Genomic DNA, 17,382 nt, shown 5'->3' on the forward strand with positions numbered 1-17,382 from the left:
GACCGGGCCCTCAGCGACGGCGCCGCAGCCGGCGCCCGGTCCCGGCGGCCACCACCAGGCCGTCGGTCTCGTCGTCGAACTGGCCCAGGATCTGCTCGAGGATGTCCTCCAGCGCGACCATGCCCACCTTGCGCCCGGCCGGGTCGGCGACCATCGCGAGCTGGGCCCGGTGCTGACGCATCAGCGCCGCGGCGTCGATGAGCGGCAGCTCCCGCCGCAGGGTCGGCATCTGCTGGCGCAGCTCGGCGACGCTCGGGTCGGACCCGGTCGCCAGCGCCGTCACCGCGTCGCGCACGTGGACCAGCCCGACGTGGCGCGTGCCGTGGGTGACGATCAGGCGCGACCGGCCGGTCTCCCGGCTCAGGCGCTCGACCTCCGTGGCCGACGCGTCCACGCCGATGGTCACCAGCTCGGACACCGGGCGGGTGATCTGCGAGAGGTCCTGGTTCTCCAGCCGGAAGGCGCCGGCCAGCAGGCGGGCGTCCTCGTCAGGCAGCGAGCCGGCCTCCTGCGAGGAGGACATCAGGCGCTGCAGCTCGGCCGGGCCGTGCTCCTCCTCGATGGTGTCCACGGCCTCCACGCCGACCAGCTTGAGCAGCAGGTTGGTGAACTCGTTGAGCAGCCAGATGAACGGCTTGGTGATCATCGCGAACAGCCGGAAGGGCAGCGCGATGCCGATGGCGGCGGTCTCCGGGTGGGCGATCGCCCACGACTTCGGCGCCATCTCGCCGACCACCATGTGCAGGTAGGTCACCAACGTCAGCGCGATCACCAGCGCGATCGGGTGGGTCAGCGCGTGCGGCACGTGCAGCAGCTCGAGCACCGGCTCCAGCAGGTGGGCGATGGCGGGCTCCGCCATCGCGCCGAGGCCCAGCGTGGCCAGCGTGATGCCCAGCTGGCTGGCGGCCAGCATGAGCGAGAGCTCCTTGCTGGAGGCCACCGCGGCCCGGGCGGCCCGGCCCCCGGTCTCCGCGCGCTCCTCCAGGCGGTGGCGCTTGGCGGCCATGATGCCGAACTCGGCGGCCACGAAGAAGCCGTTCACGCCGAGCAGCAGCACCGAGAGCAGGATCTTCTCCACGTCGCCCATCAGGCCACCTCCTCCACGTCCTCGACCGACACCGGGGCGAGCACCACCTCGTCGGGCACGTGCCGCGCCACCGACACGACCTCCAGCGAGGTGCTCGCCCGCATGGGCGCCCCGTCGGCGTCGCGCACGATCCAGCTGAGCTCGGCCACGTCACCGGACTCGACCACCCGGCCCAGCGTCTTGAGCACCAGGCCGGAGAGGGTGTCGTAGTCCTCCCCCTCGGGCAGCCCGATCGAGGTGAACTTGCGCACCTCGTCCAGGCGCAGGTTGGCCGGCAGCAGCCACGTGCCATCGGACCGCTCGGTCGCGGGCGACTCCTCCTCGTCGTCCTCGTCGAGGATGTCGCCGACCACCTCCTCGGCGATGTCCTCGAAGGACACCACCCCGGCGAAGCCGCCGTGCTCGTCGACGACGACCGCGGTCTGCCGGTGGCGGCGGCGCATCTCCTCCAGCGCCTTGGTCACCCCGAGCGAGGTGGGCAGCAGCACCGCCTCGTCGACGATCCGCTTGACCGGCGTGGCCGCGCGCTCCGCCACCGGGATGCCCAGCACGTCGGAGACGCTCACCACACCCACGATGTCGTCGATGTCGCGCCCGTAGACCGGGTAGCGGCTGTGGCCGCTCTCCAACAGCTCCACCAGCTCGGCCACGGTGTCGTCGGCACTGATGGTCTCCACGTCGACGCGGGGGGTCATGACCTCGCCCACCGTGCGGTGGCGGAAGGCCAGACCGCGGTCCAGCAGGTCCTGCAGCTCGTCGTCCACCAGGCCGCTGGCGTGCGACTGGTCGATGATGCGCTGGAGGTCCTCCGGTGTCGCGCCCGAGGAGAGCTCCTCCACCGGCTCGATGCCGACCTTGCGCAGGAGCCAGCTCGCCGAGTCGTCGAAGAAGCGCACGACCGGACCGGCCACCTTGAGATAGGCCTCGGTCGGTCCCGCGATGGCCCGGGCCACCGGCACCGCACGGGCGATGGAGAGGTTCTTGGGGCCCAGCTCACCGAGCACCATCTGGACGATGGTGCTGAAGAGGAGCACACCCAGCGAGATCGCGATCGCGGTGACCGCGCGGGAGGCCGCCTCGGCCCCCACCAGGTCGCGCAGGCCGGCACCGATGAGCGGCTCGGCCGCGTAACCGACCAGCAGGGTGGTCACGGTGATGCCGAACTGCGCCCCCGAGAGCACGAAGGAGAGCTGGCTCGTGAGGTCGTACGCACGGCGCGAGAGGTCGTCACCCCCGTCGGCGCGGGTCCGCAGCTCGGTGCGGTCCACCGAGACGTAGGCGAACTCCTGGGCCACGAAGAACCCGGTGAGGGCCGTGAGGGCCAGGACGGTCAGGACGCCGAGGGCGACTAGCAAGAGGGAACAGCTCCGGGAGGGTGGGGGTCAGTGGGGGTGCGGACTTCGCGTGTCCACGCGGCTCACGAAGACGTGCGCCGCGATCTCGTGGGGCAGGGAGACGCCACCGGTGACGTCCTCGCGCAGACCGCGGGCGACGATGCGGTCCTCGCCACGGGCCTCGACGTGGACGCGCTCACCGGGCAGCACGCCGGCCTCGGTGAGCAGGGCGAGCGCCTCGCCGTCGACCTGCACGGGCTCGCCGATGCGGCGCACGAAGACGGTGTCGTGCCCGTCGCGGACGACGTCGACGAGCTTCTCGACGCCGTCCCCGAAGGTCTTGCCCTCGGCCCCGCCGAGCTCCTCGAGCCCGGGGATCGGGTTGCCGTAGGGGGACTCGTCGGAGTTCTCGAGCAGGGCGAGGATCTTGCGCTCCACGCGGTCGCTCATGACGTGCTCCCACCGGCAGGCCTCGTCGTGGACGTACTCCCACTCGAGGCCGATGACGTCGACCAGCAGGCGCTCGGCCAGCCGGTGCTTGCGCTCGATGCGCGTGGCCAGCCGACGCCCCTCCTCGGTGAGGTTCAGGCGTCGGTCGTCGCCGAGGGTCACCAGGCCGTCGCGGTCCATGCGGGCGATCGTCTGCGAGACGGTCGGGCCGGAGTGGCCGAGGCGCTCGGCGATGCGCGCGCGCAGGGCCGGGATGCCCTCCTCGTCCAGCTCGTAGATGGTCTTGAGGTACATCTCGGTGGTGTCGATGAGGTCACTCACCTGGGCCCGCCCTTCCGTGGCACGTGCGAAGCCCACATCGTAGGGCAGTGCACCGACACGTGCTTAGGCGACCCTCACCCGGGCGGGTGGTGCAGCTCAGGGCTGCAGCAGCGTGTGCATCCAGGCCGTCACGTCGTCCATCGGCAGAAGCAGGGCCCGCTGTTCCTCCACCGGCGCCCTGAGGTCGATCGGCTCGGTGAGCTGCCAGCGCCACCGGTCGTGCATCCGCGACTGCCGGCCCGTCCAGACCTCCACCTGGTAGGGGCGCACCAGGTAGCCGCCCCAGTGCTCCGGGGTCGGCACGTCGTCCTGCCGGGCACGGTCCGGCCAGCGCTCCGCCAACTCGGCCTCGCGGCGGGCCAGGGTCCGGCGGTCCTGCAGGGGGTGGGACTGCTGGCTGGCGTGGGCGCTGATCCGGGCACCCCACGGGCGCTGCTGGAAGTACGCGGTGACGTCCTCACGGGGCAGCACCTCGGCCACGCCGCGGAAGCGCAGGGCCCGGAACATGCCGGGCCACGCCCAGGAGACGGCCACCCGCGGGTCGGCGGCGATCTGCTCCGCCTTGGCCGAGACCAGCGAGGTGTAGAAGCGCAGCCCGTCGGTGTCCACGTCCCGGCAGAGCACCATGCGGACGTCGGGAGCACCGTCGGCGTCGACGGTCGCCAGCGCGACGGCTCCCGGCTCGGGCACGTCCCCCCGCTCCAGGGCACGGTGGTGCGCGGTGTGGATCCACTCCTTCACGACGCCCCACGGGGCGTCGGGGATCTGGTCAGAGTCCAGTCCCTCGCCGGTGTACTCGAGACGTTCCAGACGGCGCCCGCGCCGGCGGCCCAGGTCGGAAGGATGCATGACCCGAGCCTAGGTGTTCTCGGCCAGGAGGTTGGTAGCAGTGGTAGGGGCTTGGACGTGGGAGAACCTCCGGCTGGGATGTGGCTTGTCTAGGGCCCACAACCAGCGGAGGTTCTCGTGTCCCACGGTAGTGCCCGTCTGACTGTCCATGGCAGGCGGTTGATCGTTCAGCGGTACCAGGCAGGGTGGAAACAGGCTCATATCGCCGCGGCGATGGGTGTCTCTCGCAAGACCGTGGCGACGTGGATCGCCCGGTATGCCGCCGAGGGTGAGGCCGGGTTGCTCACACGGTCCTCCCGGCCGCACTCGATGCCGCGGCGTACGGCCCCGCACATCGAGACCGAGGTGGTGGCGGCCCGGGCGCGTCACCGGGTCGGGCAGGACGTCCTGGCGGCCCGGGTCGGTGTCCCAGCGCGCACGATCAACCGGATCCTGCACCGTCACGGTGTGGCCCTGCTGCGGGACTGCGACCCGTTGACCGGACAGGTCATCCGGGCATCGAAGGCCACCACGGTCCGCTACGAGCGGGACCGTCCCGGTGAGCTGGTCCACGTGGACGTGAAGAAGATCGGGAAGATCCCCGACGGTGGTGGGTGGCGGGCCCGTGGGCGGGCGGCCACCCAGGTGGCGAAGTGTCGGCGGGGCCCGGTGGGGTACGACTACGTGCACTCGATGGTCGATGACCATTCCCGGTTGGCCTACAGCGAGATCCACGACGACGAGAAGGCCACCACCTGCGCGGGATTCCTCGCCCGGGCCGCGGCCTACTTCGCCGCCCACGGGATCGGCACGATCGAGCGGGTGATGAGCGACAACGCGCTGGCCTACCGCAAGAGCACGGTCTTCGCCCAAGCGGTGGCCGTCCTGGGGGCCCGGCAGGTCTTCATCCGCCCGCACTGCCCGTGGCAGAACGGGAAAGTCGAACGCTTCAACCGGACCCTGGCAAGCGAGTGGGCCTACCGACAGGTCTTCACCAGCAACCAGGCCCGCCGCGAGGCGCTTGCACCCTGGCTGGAGCACTACAACACTGACCGCGGCCACAGCGCCCTGGGAGGACTCCCACCCACCAGCCGACTGTCACCAACCTGATGGCCGAGAACACCTAGGGACCGGTCCGGGGCGGCACCAACCGGGGTCGCACCGACGGGAAGGCGACGGACCCCTTCGACGTTGGGCAAGATGGCGCCCCGGACGTCCCCGCCGCCCTCAGGAGGAACCATGGTCAACCCCCGCGTCATCCGCAGCGTCATCAAGTACGGCCCGGTGGTCGCCGGTGCCGCCCGGAAGTACGGCCCGACGCTCGTGAAGGAGGCCCGCAAGCACGCACCGGGCGTGGTCGACGAGGTGGAGCGACGCACCGGCCGCCCCGTGCCCGGCGGCTCGTCGGTGCGGGACGCGGGGATGACCGACGCCACGCCGCGACAGACCGGTGGTTTCGTGGACCGCACCCCGCTGGGTGCCGCGGCCGCCAAGCGACGTGCCCAGAACCACGCCCGCTCCGTGGTGGACGGCTCGGTGCTGCAGACCTTCCTGCACTCCCGCCCGGTGTGGGTGGTCTTCTCCGGGGAGGAGCCGGTGGCCACGCACCCGCACGTGGACGTCCCCTGGAGCGAGCTGCTGCGCCACGCCGACCTCGGCGCGCGCCGGCGGCCCCGCCCGGCAGCCGGTGGGTCCCGTGGCACGACCACGAGTCCCGGCAGCACGACCGGCGTGGGCAGCACGCAGGGAACCGGCACCGCGCCCGGCGCCGCCGGTGGAGCGGGCGCCGGCACCGACGGCACGCGGGGACCGGACGACGACGAGCCGCTGACCGGCACGGTCCACACCCCCTGAGGCGGGTGCCGTGACCGTCCGGGTCACGGCGAGGGTGTCGGTCGGCTCTGTTTGACTGACCCCCGTGACTCACAGCCCCACCGCACCGCACTCCTCCCGCAACCTCGCCCGCACCGAGGCCGCCGAGCGCTCGGCCCTCGTGAGCGAGCTGAGCTACCTCGTCCAGGTGGACGTCCGGACGGCCCCGGACCCGGAGGCCACGACCTTCGGCACCACGACGACCCTCGACTTCACGAGCGCCGGCGGGTCGACCTTCCTCGACTTCCTCGGCGGCGTGGACTCGGTCACCGTCGACGGCACCGAGCTGGACGTGGAGCAGGCCTTCGACGGTGCCCGCATCCAGCTGCCGCAGCTGGCCGCCGGCCGCCACCGGGTGGTGGTGCAGGGCGTGGGCACCTACGGCCGCACAGGGCAGGGGCTGCACCGCTTCATCGATCCCGCCGACGGTCGCACCTACCTGTACACGCACTTCGAGCCGGCCGACTGCCGCCGCCTGTACACGACCTTCGAGCAGCCCGACCTCAAGGCGACCTTCACCTGGGAGATCACCGCCCCGAGCGACTGGGTGGTGCGGTGCAACGCCGAGGACTCCACCACCGAGGAAGCACCGGCCGGCACCGTCGCGGGCGCCGAGGTCGCGGCGGGGACGCGCCACGTCTACGCGCCCACGCTGCCGATGAGCACCTACATCACCGCCATGTGCGCCGGGGAGTACCACCGCATCGAGCGCACCTGGAGCGGCACCACCGCCGACGGCGACACCCTCGAGGTCCCGGTCGGCCTGCTGTGCCGCCAGAGCCTGGTGGAGCACTTCGACGCCGAGGAGATCTTCGGCATCACCTTCGCGGGGCTGGACTTCTTCCACCGCACCTTCGGGGTGGCCTACCCGTGGGGCACCTACGACCAGGTGTTCGTGCCGGAGTACAACCTCGGCGCGATGGAGAACCCCGGCTGCGTGACCTTCACCGAGAACTACGTGTTCCGCTCCACGCCCACCCGGGCCCAGCGCGCCAACCGGGCGAACACGATCCTGCACGAGATGGCCCACATGTGGTTCGGCGACCTGGTGACCATGGAGTGGTGGAACGACCTGTGGCTCAAGGAGTCCTTCGCCGAGCTGCTGGGCACCCAGGCCAGCGCGGACGCCACCGAGTTCACCGACGCGTGGGTGGCCTTCTCCACGGCGCGCAAGCTGTGGGCCTACCAGGTGGACCAGCAGCCCTCGACGCACCCGGTGGTCGCGGAGATCCAGGACCTCGAGGCCGCCCGGCAGAACTTCGACGGCATCACCTACGCCAAGGGCGCCGCGCTGCTGCAGAACCTCATGAACTACGTGGGCCGGGAGCAGTTCTTCGCCGGCTCGACCGCGTACTTCCGGGAGCACGCCTACGGCAACACCACGCTGCCGGACCTGCTGCGCGCCCTCGAGGAGGCCTCGGGACGCGACCTCGACGCGTGGGTGGGCCCCTGGCTGCGGACCGCCGGCGTCTCGACGCTGGGTCTGGAGCTGCGGACGGACGAGCACGACGCGGTGTCCGAGGCCCTGCTCACGCAGCACTGCACCGACCCCGTGACGGGGCAGGAGGTGCTGCGCCCGCACCGCCTGGCCGTGGGCACCTACGAGCTGGCGGACGGTCGCCTGCGCAGGACCCGCCGGGCGGAGCTGGACCTGGCCGGCCCGAGCCTCGACCTCGCGCAGGTGGAGGGCCTGGAGGACCTGGTGGGCTCGGCCCGCCCCGACCTGGTGCTGCTCAACGACGGCGACCTGACCTACGCCAAGCTGGTGCTGGACGACCGGAGCATGACCACGCTGGTGGAGCACCTGGGGACGCTGGAGGACGACACCTCCCGCACCGCCGCCTGGTGGGCCCTGTGGGACGCCACCCGTGACGGCCGACTGCACGCCGCCCAGTACGTGCGGGCGGCGATCACCAACCTCAGCAGCGAGACCCACGGCGGCATGCTGGGCGCCGTCGCGGCGAACGCGCAGCGCGCCGTCGAGCACTACCTCCCCGAGGAGCAGCGGGACGCCTGGCGGGCCGCCTGGGCCGAGGCCTGCCTGGCCGGGCTCCGGGCAGCCGAGCCGGGCTCGGACGCGCAGCTGGTCTGGCAGCGCGCCTTCGCCGCGGCCGCCGCGACCCACCCCGCCTCCGCGACGGTGGTCCGGGTGCTGCTGGACGGCACCGAGAGCATCGAGGGCGTGACCTGGGAGTCCGACCGCCGCTGGGAGCTCCTGCAGGCCCTCGCGGCCACCGGCGGGACCACCCGTGAGGAGCTCGACGCCGAGCTCGAGGCCGAGCGCAACAACTCGACGATCACGCACCACCTGGCCGCCGTCTCCTCGCTGCCCGGCGAGGAGGCCCGCCGCGAGGCGTGGGAGCGGCTGCTGACCCCGCTGTCGATGACGAACGACCACGTCTCGGCCACCATCGCGGGAGTCCGCCAGCCGCTGCGCAGCGACGAGCTCGCGTGGCTGCCCGCGGAGTACTTCGCCCGCCTCGAGGAGATCTGGGGCCAGCACGGCATGGAGATCGCCGAGCGCATCGTGCCCGGCATGTACCCCGGTGGCGCCGAGAGCGTGCCGGCGAGCGAGACCTGGCTGCAGGAGCACCCCGAGGCACCCGCGGCGCTGCGCCGCATCGTGGTCGACCAGCTGGACGGGCTGCGACGCTCGCTGCGTGCCCAGCAGCTGGCCACCGAGGCCGGTCCGGTGGACGTGGCCTGACGGAGCGTCGCCACCCAGCGCGCGGGCGCCGGTCGGTCACCCCGGCGCCCGCGCCCACCTCACGGGTCCCTCACAGTCGGGCCCGTCGGCTTGGCACCGGGACCCTCGTGGTCCACGGTGGTGTGACCGTCACCACCCAGGGAGGGTTCATGACACACAGCACCCGTACGGCTGGCTGGGCCGTCGCGGCACTGGCGCTCAGCGGCCTCACCGCGTGCAGCGGGGACTCCGGCGACGACCCGAGCAGCAGCGACCCGACGAGCTCGGAGAGCTCGCCGGCGCCCAGCGACTCCCCGACCGACGCGCCCGCCGAGGAGTCACCGAGCCCGACCGGTGAACCCAGCGAGGGATCCCCCGACCCCAGCGTCACCAGCCCGTCGCCCGGGAACGGCACGATCACCATTCCCAGCATCGAGCAGCCGACGGACACCACGACCCCGCCGTCGGCCGGCTGACGGACCGACCACGACGGACGGCCCCCACCCGCAGCGCGGGAGGGGGCCGTCCGTCGTCTGCGCCGGTCAGCTGAACAGCGCGGCAACCACCGGCCCCAGGATCAGGGCCACGAGGGTCACGAGGACGATGACACGTCGGGTCTGGGCACTCATCACACACCTGCCAGGTCGCGGATCGGGTCGATGCCGAAGTAGAGCAGGAACATGGCCGCGATCAGCCACATCAGCGGGTGCAGCTGCTTCGCGCGGCCCTGCACCACCTGCAGCACCACGTAGGTCACGAACCCGGCACCGATCCCGGCGGTGATCGAGTACGTGAAGGGCATGAGGACGATCGTCAGGAACGCCGGGACGGCGATCTCCAGCCGGTCCCAGGCGATGCCGGTGACCTGCTGCATCATGAGGAAGCCGACGACCACCAGCGCGGGGGTGGCGGCCTCGTAGGGCACCACCGCCACGAGCGGCGAGAGGAAGGTGGCCAGCAGGAAGAGCACCCCGGTGACCACGCTCGCCAGCCCGGTGCGGGCGCCCTCACCGACACCCGCGGCGGACTCGACGAACGAGGTGTTCGAGGACACCGAGCCCATGCCACCGGCTGCGGCGGCCAGCGAGTCGACGACCAAGATGCGCTGGGCCCGGGGAGGATTGCCCTCCTCGTCCAGCAGGTCGGCCTCGGCCCCGACGGCGACCATGGTCCCCATCGTGTCGAAGAAGTCGGTGAGCAGCAGGGTGAAGACGAGCAGGCTCGCCCCCACCACGCCGATGGAGCTGAAGGAGCCGAGCAGGTTGAACTGGCCGAGCAGCCCGAAGTCCGGCACCTGCACCCACTGCGAGGGCAGGGCGGGCACGTTGAGGCCCCAGCCGGTGGGGTTCACGAGCTCGCCCTTCGCGTCGGTCTGGGAGCCGATCCCGAGGACGGCTTCCAGCACCATCGCCAGCACGGTCGAGCCGAGGATGCCGTAGAGGATCGCGCCACGGACGCCGCGCACCAGCATCACGATGATGGCGAGCAGCCCGAGGACGAACACCAGCGTGGGCCAGCCCGAGAGGAAGCCGCCCACGCCCATCTCGACGGGGACGGGACCACTGGCGGGCTTGCGCACGATGCCGGCGTCGACCAGGCCGACGAACGCGATGAACAGGCCGATGCCGACGCTGATGGCGGTCTTGAGCTCGGCCGGGATGGCCTGGAAGACGGCCTGCCGGAAACCGGTGAGCACGAGCAGCAGGATGATGAGGCCCTCGAGGACCACCAGCCCCATCGCGTCGGCCCAGGTGACCTCGGGCAGGCTGGCCACGCCGAAGGCGACGAAGGCGTTGAGGCCCAGCCCGGCAGCCAGGGCGAGCGGATAGTTGGCCACGACGCCCATGAGGATGGACATGACGCCGGCCACCAGCGCGGTCGCCGCGGCCACCATGCCGATGTTCGGGCTGTCACCACCGCCGAGGAACTGCCCGGTGCCGTCGGCGACCGTGCCGATCATCAGCGGGTTGAGCACGATGATGTAGGCCATCGTGAAGAAGGTGACGACGCCGCCGCGCACCTCGCGGGCGAGGGTCGTCCCCCGAGCGTCGAGCTCGAACCAGCGGTCGAGCAGGCCGGTCACTCGGCCTCCTCGGAGAGGACGACGGCCTCCAGCTCGTAGTCGTCGACCAGCGGGTCCGGCAGCGGGTCCGGCTCGGGCTCGGCGAGCGCGGCGCGGTCGGCGCGCAGGGACTCCACCGGGACGAGGTAGCCGGCGCAGTCGCAGTTCTCGCACCGGGCGGCGACGCGCTCCGGCTGCGCCACGCCGGGGCGCACCGGCAGCGCCGCGGGGGCGACCAGGACCAGCTGCGGCTCCTCGGCCTTCGCGTCGGCCACGCCGAAGTCCTCCGGGCGCAGACGGTCGGCCCAGGGCACCCACTCGGGCGCCAGCAGCGCACCCTCGGCGGGGGCCAGGTGGGCCTCGCAGACGGTGACGCGCTTGCTGCGCGGGGCCCGCGCGATGGTGACCTCCCACTGCCAGCCGCCGTAGCCGCGCAGCAGGCACTCGAAGGAGTGCGTCACGAGGCGCTCACCGACGGTGCGGGCGCCCCGGTGCTCGCCGACGGCACCGGCCGCGGCGACACCGTCGAGTCCCTCGCGGGCGGCCTCCACGGCCTCCGTGAGCACGGCGTCAGGACGTGCGGAGCGGCCGCCTCGCGGGGCTGCGGCGCCCATCAGCGGCCTGCCTCGAACTGGTCGGCCACGGCGCGCAGCGCCTTGGCCAGCGACTGCCCGTGCCGGGCGTCGGGGTAGCGCCCGCGGCGCAGCTGGTTGGAGGCGTCGTCCAGCAGGGCGATCAGGTCCTCCACGACCACGGCCATGTCGTCGGCCGGCTTGCGGTCGCGCAGCGTCCGCCCCCGCTGCACCGACGGCGGGGCGTCCAGCAGCTGCACGTGCATGGCCTGGTCGCCCTTGCGACCCTGGACGATGCTGTACTCCAGCCGGGCGCCGGGGCGCAGCGTGGTGACGCCCTCGGGCAGCGCCGCCGCCCGCAGGAAGACGTCGCTGCCGGCGTCGTCACCGACGAAGCCGAAGCCCTTGTCGGCGTCGTACCACTTGACCTTTCCGGTGGGCACTGGGGAACTCCTGTTCCACGAAGGGGCCGCCCCCTGCCGGGGGGCGGCGACGAATGTGTGGGGGTGCGGGCGCTGGTGGCCTCCGCACGCTCAGTCCGGGCCCATCCTACGGGCCGGCGGGTCAGCCGCGGTGGGCTCCGCCGGGACGGCGACCGTCGCGCTCACCCTCGCCGATGGACTCCTCCGCCTGCGGCTCGTACCCGGGGGCGTACTGGCCGTACTGCGGGGCCGGTCGCCCGCGGGTGCCGGACAGCGGGTGAGGGCGGCGCGGGTCGGGCGCCTGGCCCGTCCCGCCGTCCTGCCCCGGGCCGTGGTGGGGCGTGCCGCGGTAGGCCTCCGTCGCGCCGTGGGGCGCATGGGTGCCGGGGGCTCCCGCCTGCTGGTGGTCGTGCGGGGCGGTGTGCTGGTGGAAGCCGTGCGGCGTCGCACCGTGCGCACCCTGCTTCGCCTGGACGCTGCGTCCGGTGCGCACCAGCTGGACGATCCCCCAGATGATGAGCCCGAACCCCAGGAGGAAGGCGAGCAGGGCCAGCAGGAAGGCCGCCACGGACCAGCCCACGATGCCGTCGAGGGCGTCGCCGGGGGCGATCGCCATGACCGCGTCGGGACCGCACCTGAAGGTGTAGTCCCCGTCCTCGGTGGTGCGGAAGGCCCAGAAGTTCTCCGGTCCGCCACCGCCCTCGGCGAGGTCGCGGTGCTCGAGCGGGAGCTCCTTGCCGGACGGGTCGGTCACGCTGCAGGCCCCCTCGTCGACGGCACTGGCGTCCTGGTCGACGGCGTACAGGATGCGCTCCTCGCCACCGGGCAGGTAGCGCGTGTCGCCCTCGGAGGCAGGGTTGAGCAGTGCCCCGAAGAGGTCGCCCATGCCGATCGCGATCGGCAGCAGGAAGGCCAGCGGGGTGCCCACCAGGAGCGTCAGCCCACCGAGGATCAGCGGCATCAGCCCGCGCCGCCGGGGCTGCTGCTGCGGGTGGTAGGCGTACGGGCCGGGCTGGCCCCCCGTCACGTGGCTCATGGCGGAATTCTAGGCTGCCGTGCGCGGACCGCCACCCCTGCGGTGATGTGACACGCTGTTCTCCCCCGCCCGCCGAGAGGATGCCCCATGCCCACCGTGGTCAAGTCCGTCGTCGCCCTGTGCCTGCTGGCGGTGGTGGTGACCTTCATGGGCGCGCTCAATCCGCGCGGCCAGCACAAGGCCTTCAGCCGCGTCTTCTTCTGGCGCCGGACGCCGGAGCCGACCCACCGCGCGCTCGTGGTCCGGGCGATCGTCAACGCCGTGGCGCTCGCGGGGCTCGTGGTCTTCCTCGCCGTGATGGTCTACGGCTGGCGGCCGATCTGACGGTTCACCGGGGCGCCTCAGCCGTTCGCGCGTCCCTCCTGCAGAAGCCGGTGGCAGCGCTGCAGCCGCTCGGCCCACCACTTCCGCCGCCCGGGCTCCTCGACACCGGCGACGAGGTCGGGATCGACCCGCCGCGGGGACAGCCGCGCTCCCTCCGGCAGGAGCGGGGCGGAGGTCACGTCACGGGTGAACAGCGCCGCGGTGCCCAGGCCGCAGGCACCGGCGAGCTCCGGCATCGAGGCCGCGAGCGCGACACCCGCGGCGAGCCCGGCGCTCGACTCCAGCGCGGAGCTCACGACGGCGGGAAGCCCCGCGGCGGTGACGATCTGCTGGGCGGCCGCGACACCGCCGAGGGGTGCGGCCTTGACGACGACCAGGTCCGCCGCGCCGAGCGCGCTCACCAGCAGCGGGTCGCTGGCGCGGCGCACGGACTCGTCGGCCGCGATGCGCACGGGCACGCCCCGGGCGGCCAGCAGCTCGCGGAGCTCGGCGAGCTCCGCTGCGGTGGGGCAGGGCTGCTCGCAGTAGTCGAGTCGTTCCCCCGCGGCCGCCACCTGCTCGAGGAAGTGAGCGGCCTGGTGGACCGACCAGGCGCCGTTGGCGTCGACGCGCAACAGGGCGTCGGGCCCGGCCGCGGAGCGCACCGCCGCGACTCGATCGAGGTCGGCGCGGAAGGAGGCGGCCTCGTCGCGCGCGAGCAGGTCGCGCTCGGCCACCTTGATCTTGGCGGTCCCGGCGCCGGGGACGCGCGCGAGGACGGACGGCACCTCGGCCGGGTCCACGGCGGGGACGGTGGCGTTGACCTCGACGGTCGGGCGGATCGGCACCGGCCAGCCCCACCACCCGGCCTCGAGCGTGGCGGCGAGCCAGCGGGAGGACTCAGCGTCGTCGTACTCGACGAAGGGGGCGAACTCCGCCCAGCCGAGCGGTCCGCGCACGAGGGCCGTCTCCCGCACGGTGAGGCCGCGGAAGCGCATGGCCATGGGGAGCCGCACCACGACGAGCTCCTCGAGGAGCTCGTCCACCGGTGGCAGCGGACGGCCGAGGGTCGGGTCGGCGATCGCGGGGGGTCGCTCGTTCGGGCACGGCAGCATCCGACGACGGTAGCGGCCGCACGACGCGGCGTGGCGAGGGGATGGCGGCGCAGCTCCCCACGCCCCATCGGTAACGGCGGCTTGCGTCGAACCAAACACTCCTGCACGCTTAGGGGACTTGTCATCTATCTGTTCGGAGTCTTCATGCCCCGCCCGCTCAAGGACACCCTGTTCCTGCTCGCCCGCCTGATCCTGGGGGCCGTGCTCATCGCGCACGCCTGGCAGAAGCTGACCGAGTGGGGCCTCGACGGCACCGCGGCCAGCTTCGGGGAGATGGGCGTCCCCGCACCGACGCTGGCGGCCTGGGTGGCCGTCGGCATCGAGGGGATCGGCGGCATCCTGCTGATCCTGGGCCTGTTCACCGGCGTGGCCGGCCTTCTGGTCGCCGTGCAGATGGCCTTCGCCGCGTGGTTCGCCCACCTCGGCAACGGCGTCTTCGTCGACGGCGGCGGCTGGGAGCTGGTCGGCACCATCGCCGCCGGAGCCCTCGCGCTGACCGCGGCCGGCCCGGGCCTCTGGTCCCTCGACGCCCTGCTGCCGGGGCACCGAGCACGCAACTGAGCGAACCCACCGACGAGCGGGGCCCGGGCGCATCGCCCGGGCCCCGCTCTCGTGCCCGGGCGCTCGGTGGCCAACCCAGGAGGGGGCGACGGCTCAGGAGGAGGCGACCCGCACGTAGGCAGGCAACGCCGGGGCGGACTCCCCCAGATGGCACGCGACCTCGTCAGCCAGGGCCACGGCCAGGCGATCCCGGAACACCGGCTGCATCGGGGGCAGGTCGCCGAGCGGGAACCAGCGGGCGTCGGTCGACTCGTCGTCGCCGACGGCCGGCTCCCCCGCCTCCCAGGTGCAGAGGAAGCAGTGGTCGAGATAGCGAGCGCGGTCGCCGTTGACGTGGGTGACCAACGGGGTCGTCGAGACCCACACGAGGCGCTCGACCCGCGCCGTGACGCACGCCTCCTCGGCCACCTCGCGGACGGCGGCGACCGCCGGGTGCTCGCCGGGATCGACGATGCCGGTGACGGGCGTCCAGCGCCCGTTGTCGCTGCGGCGGACCATGAGGAGCTCGCGGTGCTCCGACGCCACGGGGAGCCCCGGGGTCGGGCGCAGCACGATGGCGGTCACCCCGCTGAGCCACAGCGGGGCGGTGCCGACGTGGCGGCGCAGGTCGAGGATGAACTGCGGGATCGGCATGTGGGGAGCGTAGGCGGTGCGCTCAGTCGCGGCCCGCATCGTGGACCAGCAGGGCGATCTGCACCCGGTTGGTGAGGTGGAGCTTGGCCAGGATGCTCGAGACGTGTGCCTTCACGGTGGGCACCCCGAGGTACAGCTCCCGGGCGATGTCGGCGTTCGCGCCACCCCGGGCCACCGCACCGGCCACCTCGAGCTCCCGTTCCGTGAGCTGAGCCAGCTGCCCCCGAGCCCAGGCAGCGCGATCGTCCAGAACGGGCGCGTCCGACACCTGCCGCACCAGCAGGGCGGTGACCGCCGGAGAGAGCACGTGGTCACCGGCCGCCACCTCGTGCACCGCCGCGACCAGCCGGTGTGGCCGGGTGTCCTTGAGCACGAAACCCCGGGCACCCGCGCGCAGGGCCTCCATGACGTACTCATCGGTGTCGAAGGTCGTGAGCACCAGCACGCGGGCGTCGGGATGCTGGGCCACCAGAGCCCGCATGGCCGCCAGACCGTCGACCCGGGCCATGCGGATGTCCAGGAGCACCACATCGGGCCGGTGCTGGGCATAAAGGTCGACCACCTGATCGCCGTCCTCCCCCTCGGCCACGACGTCCACACCATCGGGGCCACTGAGGAGCAGGCGAAGACCGGTGCGCACCAGGGGGTCGTCGTCGACGAGCACCACCCGGGGTCGCGCGTGCGCCATCACTGCTCCTCTCGCGGCCAGGGGAAGGTGGCCCGCACGACGAAGTCTCCCCCGTCGTCGGGCCCCGCCTGGAAGCGGCCACCGGCCAGCTGGACACGCTCAGCCATGCCCGTCAGGCCCCGCCCACCCGACGGGATCCCCAGCGTCCCCTCCACCTCCGGGTCCCCCCGGCCCTCCACACCCACCCCGAGGGCGTTGGCCGCGGTGACCGAGAGGCCCTGACCCGGCGCTCCGGTGATCCTCACGCGCAGCGGCTGGCCGGGGGCGTGCTTGCGCGCGTTGGTGAGCGCCTCCTGGACCACCCGGTAGGCGTGACGCCCGGTGCTCCGCGGCAGGGTGTGCGCCTGCTGCCACAGGGCGGGTGCAGCCGCGAGGCTCACCGCCTGCCCGCTCCCGGTCACCTCCGCCACCAGGGTGGGCACGTCACTGAGGTCGGGCTGCGGCGCCTCCACCGGGCGACGGGCACCTCCGGATGCGTCGGCAGCACTCACGTGGTCTGCCTCGTCGAGCCGGAACACACCCAGCACCTCCCGCAGCTCCTCCAGGGCCTGGTGAGCCCCCTGGCGCACGACCTCCGCCGACTGCTGGCGTTCGGCCTCGGGCAGGTCGGAGCGGTGGGCCAGCACCCCGGCGTGCATGGCCACCAACGAGAGGCGGTGGGCCAGCACGTCGTGCATCTCCCGAGCGATGCGCGAGCGCTCCGCCAGCTGCGCCTGCGCCACCCGGGCCGTCTGCTCGCGACGGGCCGTCTCCGCCTCCACCCGCCAGCTGCGCAGCAGCTCTCGACGGGAGCCGAGATTCCACCCGATCAGCGCGATGACCGAGAGGATGAGAAGCGCGAGGACCGCGCTGGTCGCGAACATCACCCATCGCCCCGAGGCGGTCACAGGCTCGGAGTCCACCGGGAAGACCCACGGCGAGATGAACAGTTCGCCCACCAGGACGGCCAGGAGGTTCACTGCCCCCACGGCCAGCAGCGGACGCAGCCGACGTCGGGTTGCCAGGGAGAGGACGGCGAGCGCCCAAGCGGGCATGCCCATCGTCGAGACGGACACGAGCACCGTGCTCGCCATCGCGATCGTCACCGGCCAGCGGCGACGGAAGGCCACCAGACCCACGATCACGTGGCCGACGAGGAAGTCCAACAGGGTCAGCGCGATGGCCAGGTCCTCGTTCCGCAGACGCTCGGGATGGGTCGCCGTGGTGGCCCCGAAGAGCACCAGCGCGGACAGCACCCCCACCGCCCACACCACCACGAGCCGCCACGCGTGCTGCCAGAACGACAGAGGCGCACAGGGGGCCGGAGGTGCTGAGGCGGGCATGGTCGAAGAGTACGAGTGGCCCCGAGGCGATCCCAGAGACCTTCGTCGGCGAACACCCCCTCCTTTGGTCAGGGGTACCGGCGCAGGGAG

At 72.8% G+C, this 17,382-nt stretch carries 18 protein-coding genes; 6 read left to right on the top strand and 12 right to left on the bottom strand.

The window, feature by feature from the left end:
* Nucleotides 1–10: 10 nt before the first annotated feature.
* The 4 genes from ACY8FT_RS08535 to pdxH form a co-directional block, all read right to left on the bottom strand.
* Nucleotides 11–1,087: a hemolysin family protein gene (locus tag ACY8FT_RS08535; protein ID WP_462418503.1), complete on the bottom strand. Its 1,077-nt coding sequence runs from the start codon at nucleotides 1,085–1,087 to the stop codon at nucleotides 11–13.
* Nucleotides 1,087–2,442 carry a hemolysin family protein gene (locus ACY8FT_RS08540; protein WP_462418504.1) on the bottom strand — a complete coding sequence of 452 codons (1,356 nt, stop codon included), beginning with the start codon at nucleotides 2,440–2,442 and terminating at the stop codon, nucleotides 1,087–1,089. Before ACY8FT_RS08540 ends, ACY8FT_RS08535 begins: the two co-directional genes overlap by 1 nt.
* Before the next feature lie 27 nt (nucleotides 2,443–2,469).
* Nucleotides 2,470–3,192 (bottom strand): metal-dependent transcriptional regulator, encoded by a 723-nt coding sequence (locus ACY8FT_RS08545; RefSeq protein ID WP_462418505.1) that lies wholly within the window; start codon nucleotides 3,190–3,192, stop codon nucleotides 2,470–2,472.
* A gap of 96 nt (nucleotides 3,193–3,288) precedes the next feature.
* On the bottom strand, nucleotides 3,289–4,041 hold the full coding sequence (pdxH, locus tag ACY8FT_RS08550; RefSeq protein WP_462418506.1) for a pyridoxamine 5'-phosphate oxidase: 753 nt from the start codon (nucleotides 4,039–4,041) through the stop codon (nucleotides 3,289–3,291).
* 117 nt (nucleotides 4,042–4,158) lie between these two features.
* On the opposite strand from pdxH, the gene ACY8FT_RS08555 reads away from it, so the two are divergent.
* From ACY8FT_RS08555 to ACY8FT_RS08570, 4 genes are all read left to right on the top strand, one after another.
* Nucleotides 4,159–5,130, top strand: a complete 972-nt coding sequence (locus tag ACY8FT_RS08555) for an IS481 family transposase (protein WP_462417950.1) — start codon at nucleotides 4,159–4,161, stop codon at nucleotides 5,128–5,130.
* 129 nt (nucleotides 5,131–5,259) lie between these two features.
* On the top strand, nucleotides 5,260–5,874 hold the full coding sequence (locus ACY8FT_RS08560) for a hypothetical protein (protein WP_462418507.1): 615 nt from the start codon (nucleotides 5,260–5,262) through the stop codon (nucleotides 5,872–5,874).
* A gap of 64 nt (nucleotides 5,875–5,938) precedes the next feature.
* Complete coding sequence (pepN, locus tag ACY8FT_RS08565; RefSeq protein WP_462418508.1) at nucleotides 5,939–8,599, top strand: aminopeptidase N; 2,661 nt, start codon at nucleotides 5,939–5,941, stop codon at nucleotides 8,597–8,599.
* A gap of 149 nt (nucleotides 8,600–8,748) precedes the next feature.
* Complete coding sequence (locus tag ACY8FT_RS08570; protein ID WP_462418509.1) at nucleotides 8,749–9,054, top strand: hypothetical protein; 306 nt, start codon at nucleotides 8,749–8,751, stop codon at nucleotides 9,052–9,054.
* A 152-nt stretch (nucleotides 9,055–9,206) separates the two neighbouring features.
* On the opposite strand, the gene ACY8FT_RS08575 is transcribed toward ACY8FT_RS08570, so the two are convergent.
* From ACY8FT_RS08575 to ACY8FT_RS08590, 4 genes are all read right to left on the bottom strand, one after another.
* Nucleotides 9,207–10,661, bottom strand: a complete 1,455-nt coding sequence (locus ACY8FT_RS08575; RefSeq protein WP_462418510.1) for an NCS2 family permease — start codon at nucleotides 10,659–10,661, stop codon at nucleotides 9,207–9,209.
* The gene (locus tag ACY8FT_RS08580; protein ID WP_462418511.1) at nucleotides 10,658–11,254 is read right to left on the bottom strand and encodes a DUF3027 domain-containing protein; all 597 of its coding nucleotides are present in this window, start codon (nucleotides 11,252–11,254) and stop codon (nucleotides 10,658–10,660) included. Before ACY8FT_RS08580 ends, ACY8FT_RS08575 begins: the two co-directional genes overlap by 4 nt.
* On the bottom strand, nucleotides 11,254–11,655 hold the full coding sequence (locus ACY8FT_RS08585; RefSeq protein ID WP_462418512.1) for a cold-shock protein: 402 nt from the start codon (nucleotides 11,653–11,655) through the stop codon (nucleotides 11,254–11,256). Before ACY8FT_RS08585 ends, ACY8FT_RS08580 begins: the two co-directional genes overlap by 1 nt.
* A 121-nt stretch (nucleotides 11,656–11,776) precedes the next feature.
* On the bottom strand, nucleotides 11,777–12,670 hold the full coding sequence (locus ACY8FT_RS08590; protein WP_462418513.1) for a hypothetical protein: 894 nt from the start codon (nucleotides 12,668–12,670) through the stop codon (nucleotides 11,777–11,779).
* A gap of 87 nt (nucleotides 12,671–12,757) precedes the next feature.
* On the opposite strand from ACY8FT_RS08590, the gene ACY8FT_RS08595 reads away from it, so the two are divergent.
* Nucleotides 12,758–12,994 (top strand): hypothetical protein, encoded by a 237-nt coding sequence (locus ACY8FT_RS08595; protein WP_462418514.1) that lies wholly within the window; start codon nucleotides 12,758–12,760, stop codon nucleotides 12,992–12,994.
* A 17-nt stretch (nucleotides 12,995–13,011) separates the two neighbouring features.
* Here the strand turns inward: ACY8FT_RS08595 and ACY8FT_RS08600 are convergent, their stop codons facing one another.
* On the bottom strand, nucleotides 13,012–14,088 hold the full coding sequence (locus ACY8FT_RS08600; protein ID WP_462418515.1) for an o-succinylbenzoate synthase: 1,077 nt from the start codon (nucleotides 14,086–14,088) through the stop codon (nucleotides 13,012–13,014).
* A gap of 144 nt (nucleotides 14,089–14,232) precedes the next feature.
* Here ACY8FT_RS08600 and ACY8FT_RS08605 point away from each other — a divergent pair, with 144 nt between their 5' ends.
* Entirely contained in the window at nucleotides 14,233–14,649 is a 417-nt protein-coding gene (locus tag ACY8FT_RS08605) for a DoxX family protein (RefSeq protein WP_462418516.1), read from the top strand.
* Between the two features lie 93 nt (nucleotides 14,650–14,742).
* On the opposite strand, the gene ACY8FT_RS08610 is transcribed toward ACY8FT_RS08605, so the two are convergent.
* From ACY8FT_RS08610 to ACY8FT_RS08620, 3 genes are read right to left on the bottom strand one after another with little or no spacing between them, the layout of a single operon-like run.
* Nucleotides 14,743–15,282, bottom strand: coding sequence for an NUDIX hydrolase (locus ACY8FT_RS08610; RefSeq protein WP_462418517.1), 540 nt, complete (start codon nucleotides 15,280–15,282; stop codon nucleotides 14,743–14,745).
* 22 nt (nucleotides 15,283–15,304) lie between these two features.
* Entirely contained in the window at nucleotides 15,305–15,970 is a 666-nt protein-coding gene (locus ACY8FT_RS08615) for a response regulator (protein WP_462418518.1), read from the bottom strand.
* Entirely contained in the window at nucleotides 15,970–17,292 is a 1,323-nt protein-coding gene (locus ACY8FT_RS08620) for a sensor histidine kinase (protein WP_462418519.1), read from the bottom strand. The genes ACY8FT_RS08615 and ACY8FT_RS08620 overlap by 1 nt, the downstream gene beginning before the upstream one ends.
* Between the last annotated feature and the right edge of the window lie 90 nt (nucleotides 17,293–17,382).

The organism is Kytococcus sp. Marseille-QA3725, assembly GCF_054950055.1.

What these genes read in the sequence shown, in the direction of transcription:
- ACY8FT_RS08535 (WP_462418503.1), bottom strand. Translation starts at nt 1,087, where the DNA reads ATGGGCGACGTGGAGAAGATCCTGCTCTCGGTGCTGCTGCTCGGCGTG.
- pdxH (WP_462418506.1), bottom strand. Translation starts at nt 4,041, where the DNA reads ATGCATCCTTCCGACCTGGGCCGCCGGCGCGGGCGCCGTCTGGAACGT.
- ACY8FT_RS08560 (WP_462418507.1), top strand. Translation starts at nt 5,260, where the DNA reads ATGGTCAACCCCCGCGTCATCCGCAGCGTCATCAAGTACGGCCCGGTG.
- ACY8FT_RS08570 (WP_462418509.1), top strand. Translation starts at nt 8,749, where the DNA reads ATGACACACAGCACCCGTACGGCTGGCTGGGCCGTCGCGGCACTGGCG.
- ACY8FT_RS08580 (WP_462418511.1), bottom strand. Translation starts at nt 11,254, where the DNA reads ATGGGCGCCGCAGCCCCGCGAGGCGGCCGCTCCGCACGTCCTGACGCC.
- ACY8FT_RS08590 (WP_462418513.1), bottom strand. Translation starts at nt 12,670, where the DNA reads ATGAGCCACGTGACGGGGGGCCAGCCCGGCCCGTACGCCTACCACCCG.
- ACY8FT_RS08595 (WP_462418514.1), top strand. Translation starts at nt 12,758, where the DNA reads ATGCCCACCGTGGTCAAGTCCGTCGTCGCCCTGTGCCTGCTGGCGGTG.
- ACY8FT_RS08600 (WP_462418515.1), bottom strand. Translation starts at nt 14,088, where the DNA reads ATGCTGCCGTGCCCGAACGAGCGACCCCCCGCGATCGCCGACCCGACC.
- ACY8FT_RS08605 (WP_462418516.1), top strand. Translation starts at nt 14,233, where the DNA reads ATGCCCCGCCCGCTCAAGGACACCCTGTTCCTGCTCGCCCGCCTGATC.
- ACY8FT_RS08610 (WP_462418517.1), bottom strand. Translation starts at nt 15,282, where the DNA reads ATGCCGATCCCGCAGTTCATCCTCGACCTGCGCCGCCACGTCGGCACC.
- ACY8FT_RS08615 (WP_462418518.1), bottom strand. Translation starts at nt 15,970, where the DNA reads ATGGCGCACGCGCGACCCCGGGTGGTGCTCGTCGACGACGACCCCCTG.
- ACY8FT_RS08620 (WP_462418519.1), bottom strand. Translation starts at nt 17,292, where the DNA reads ATGCCCGCCTCAGCACCTCCGGCCCCCTGTGCGCCTCTGTCGTTCTGG.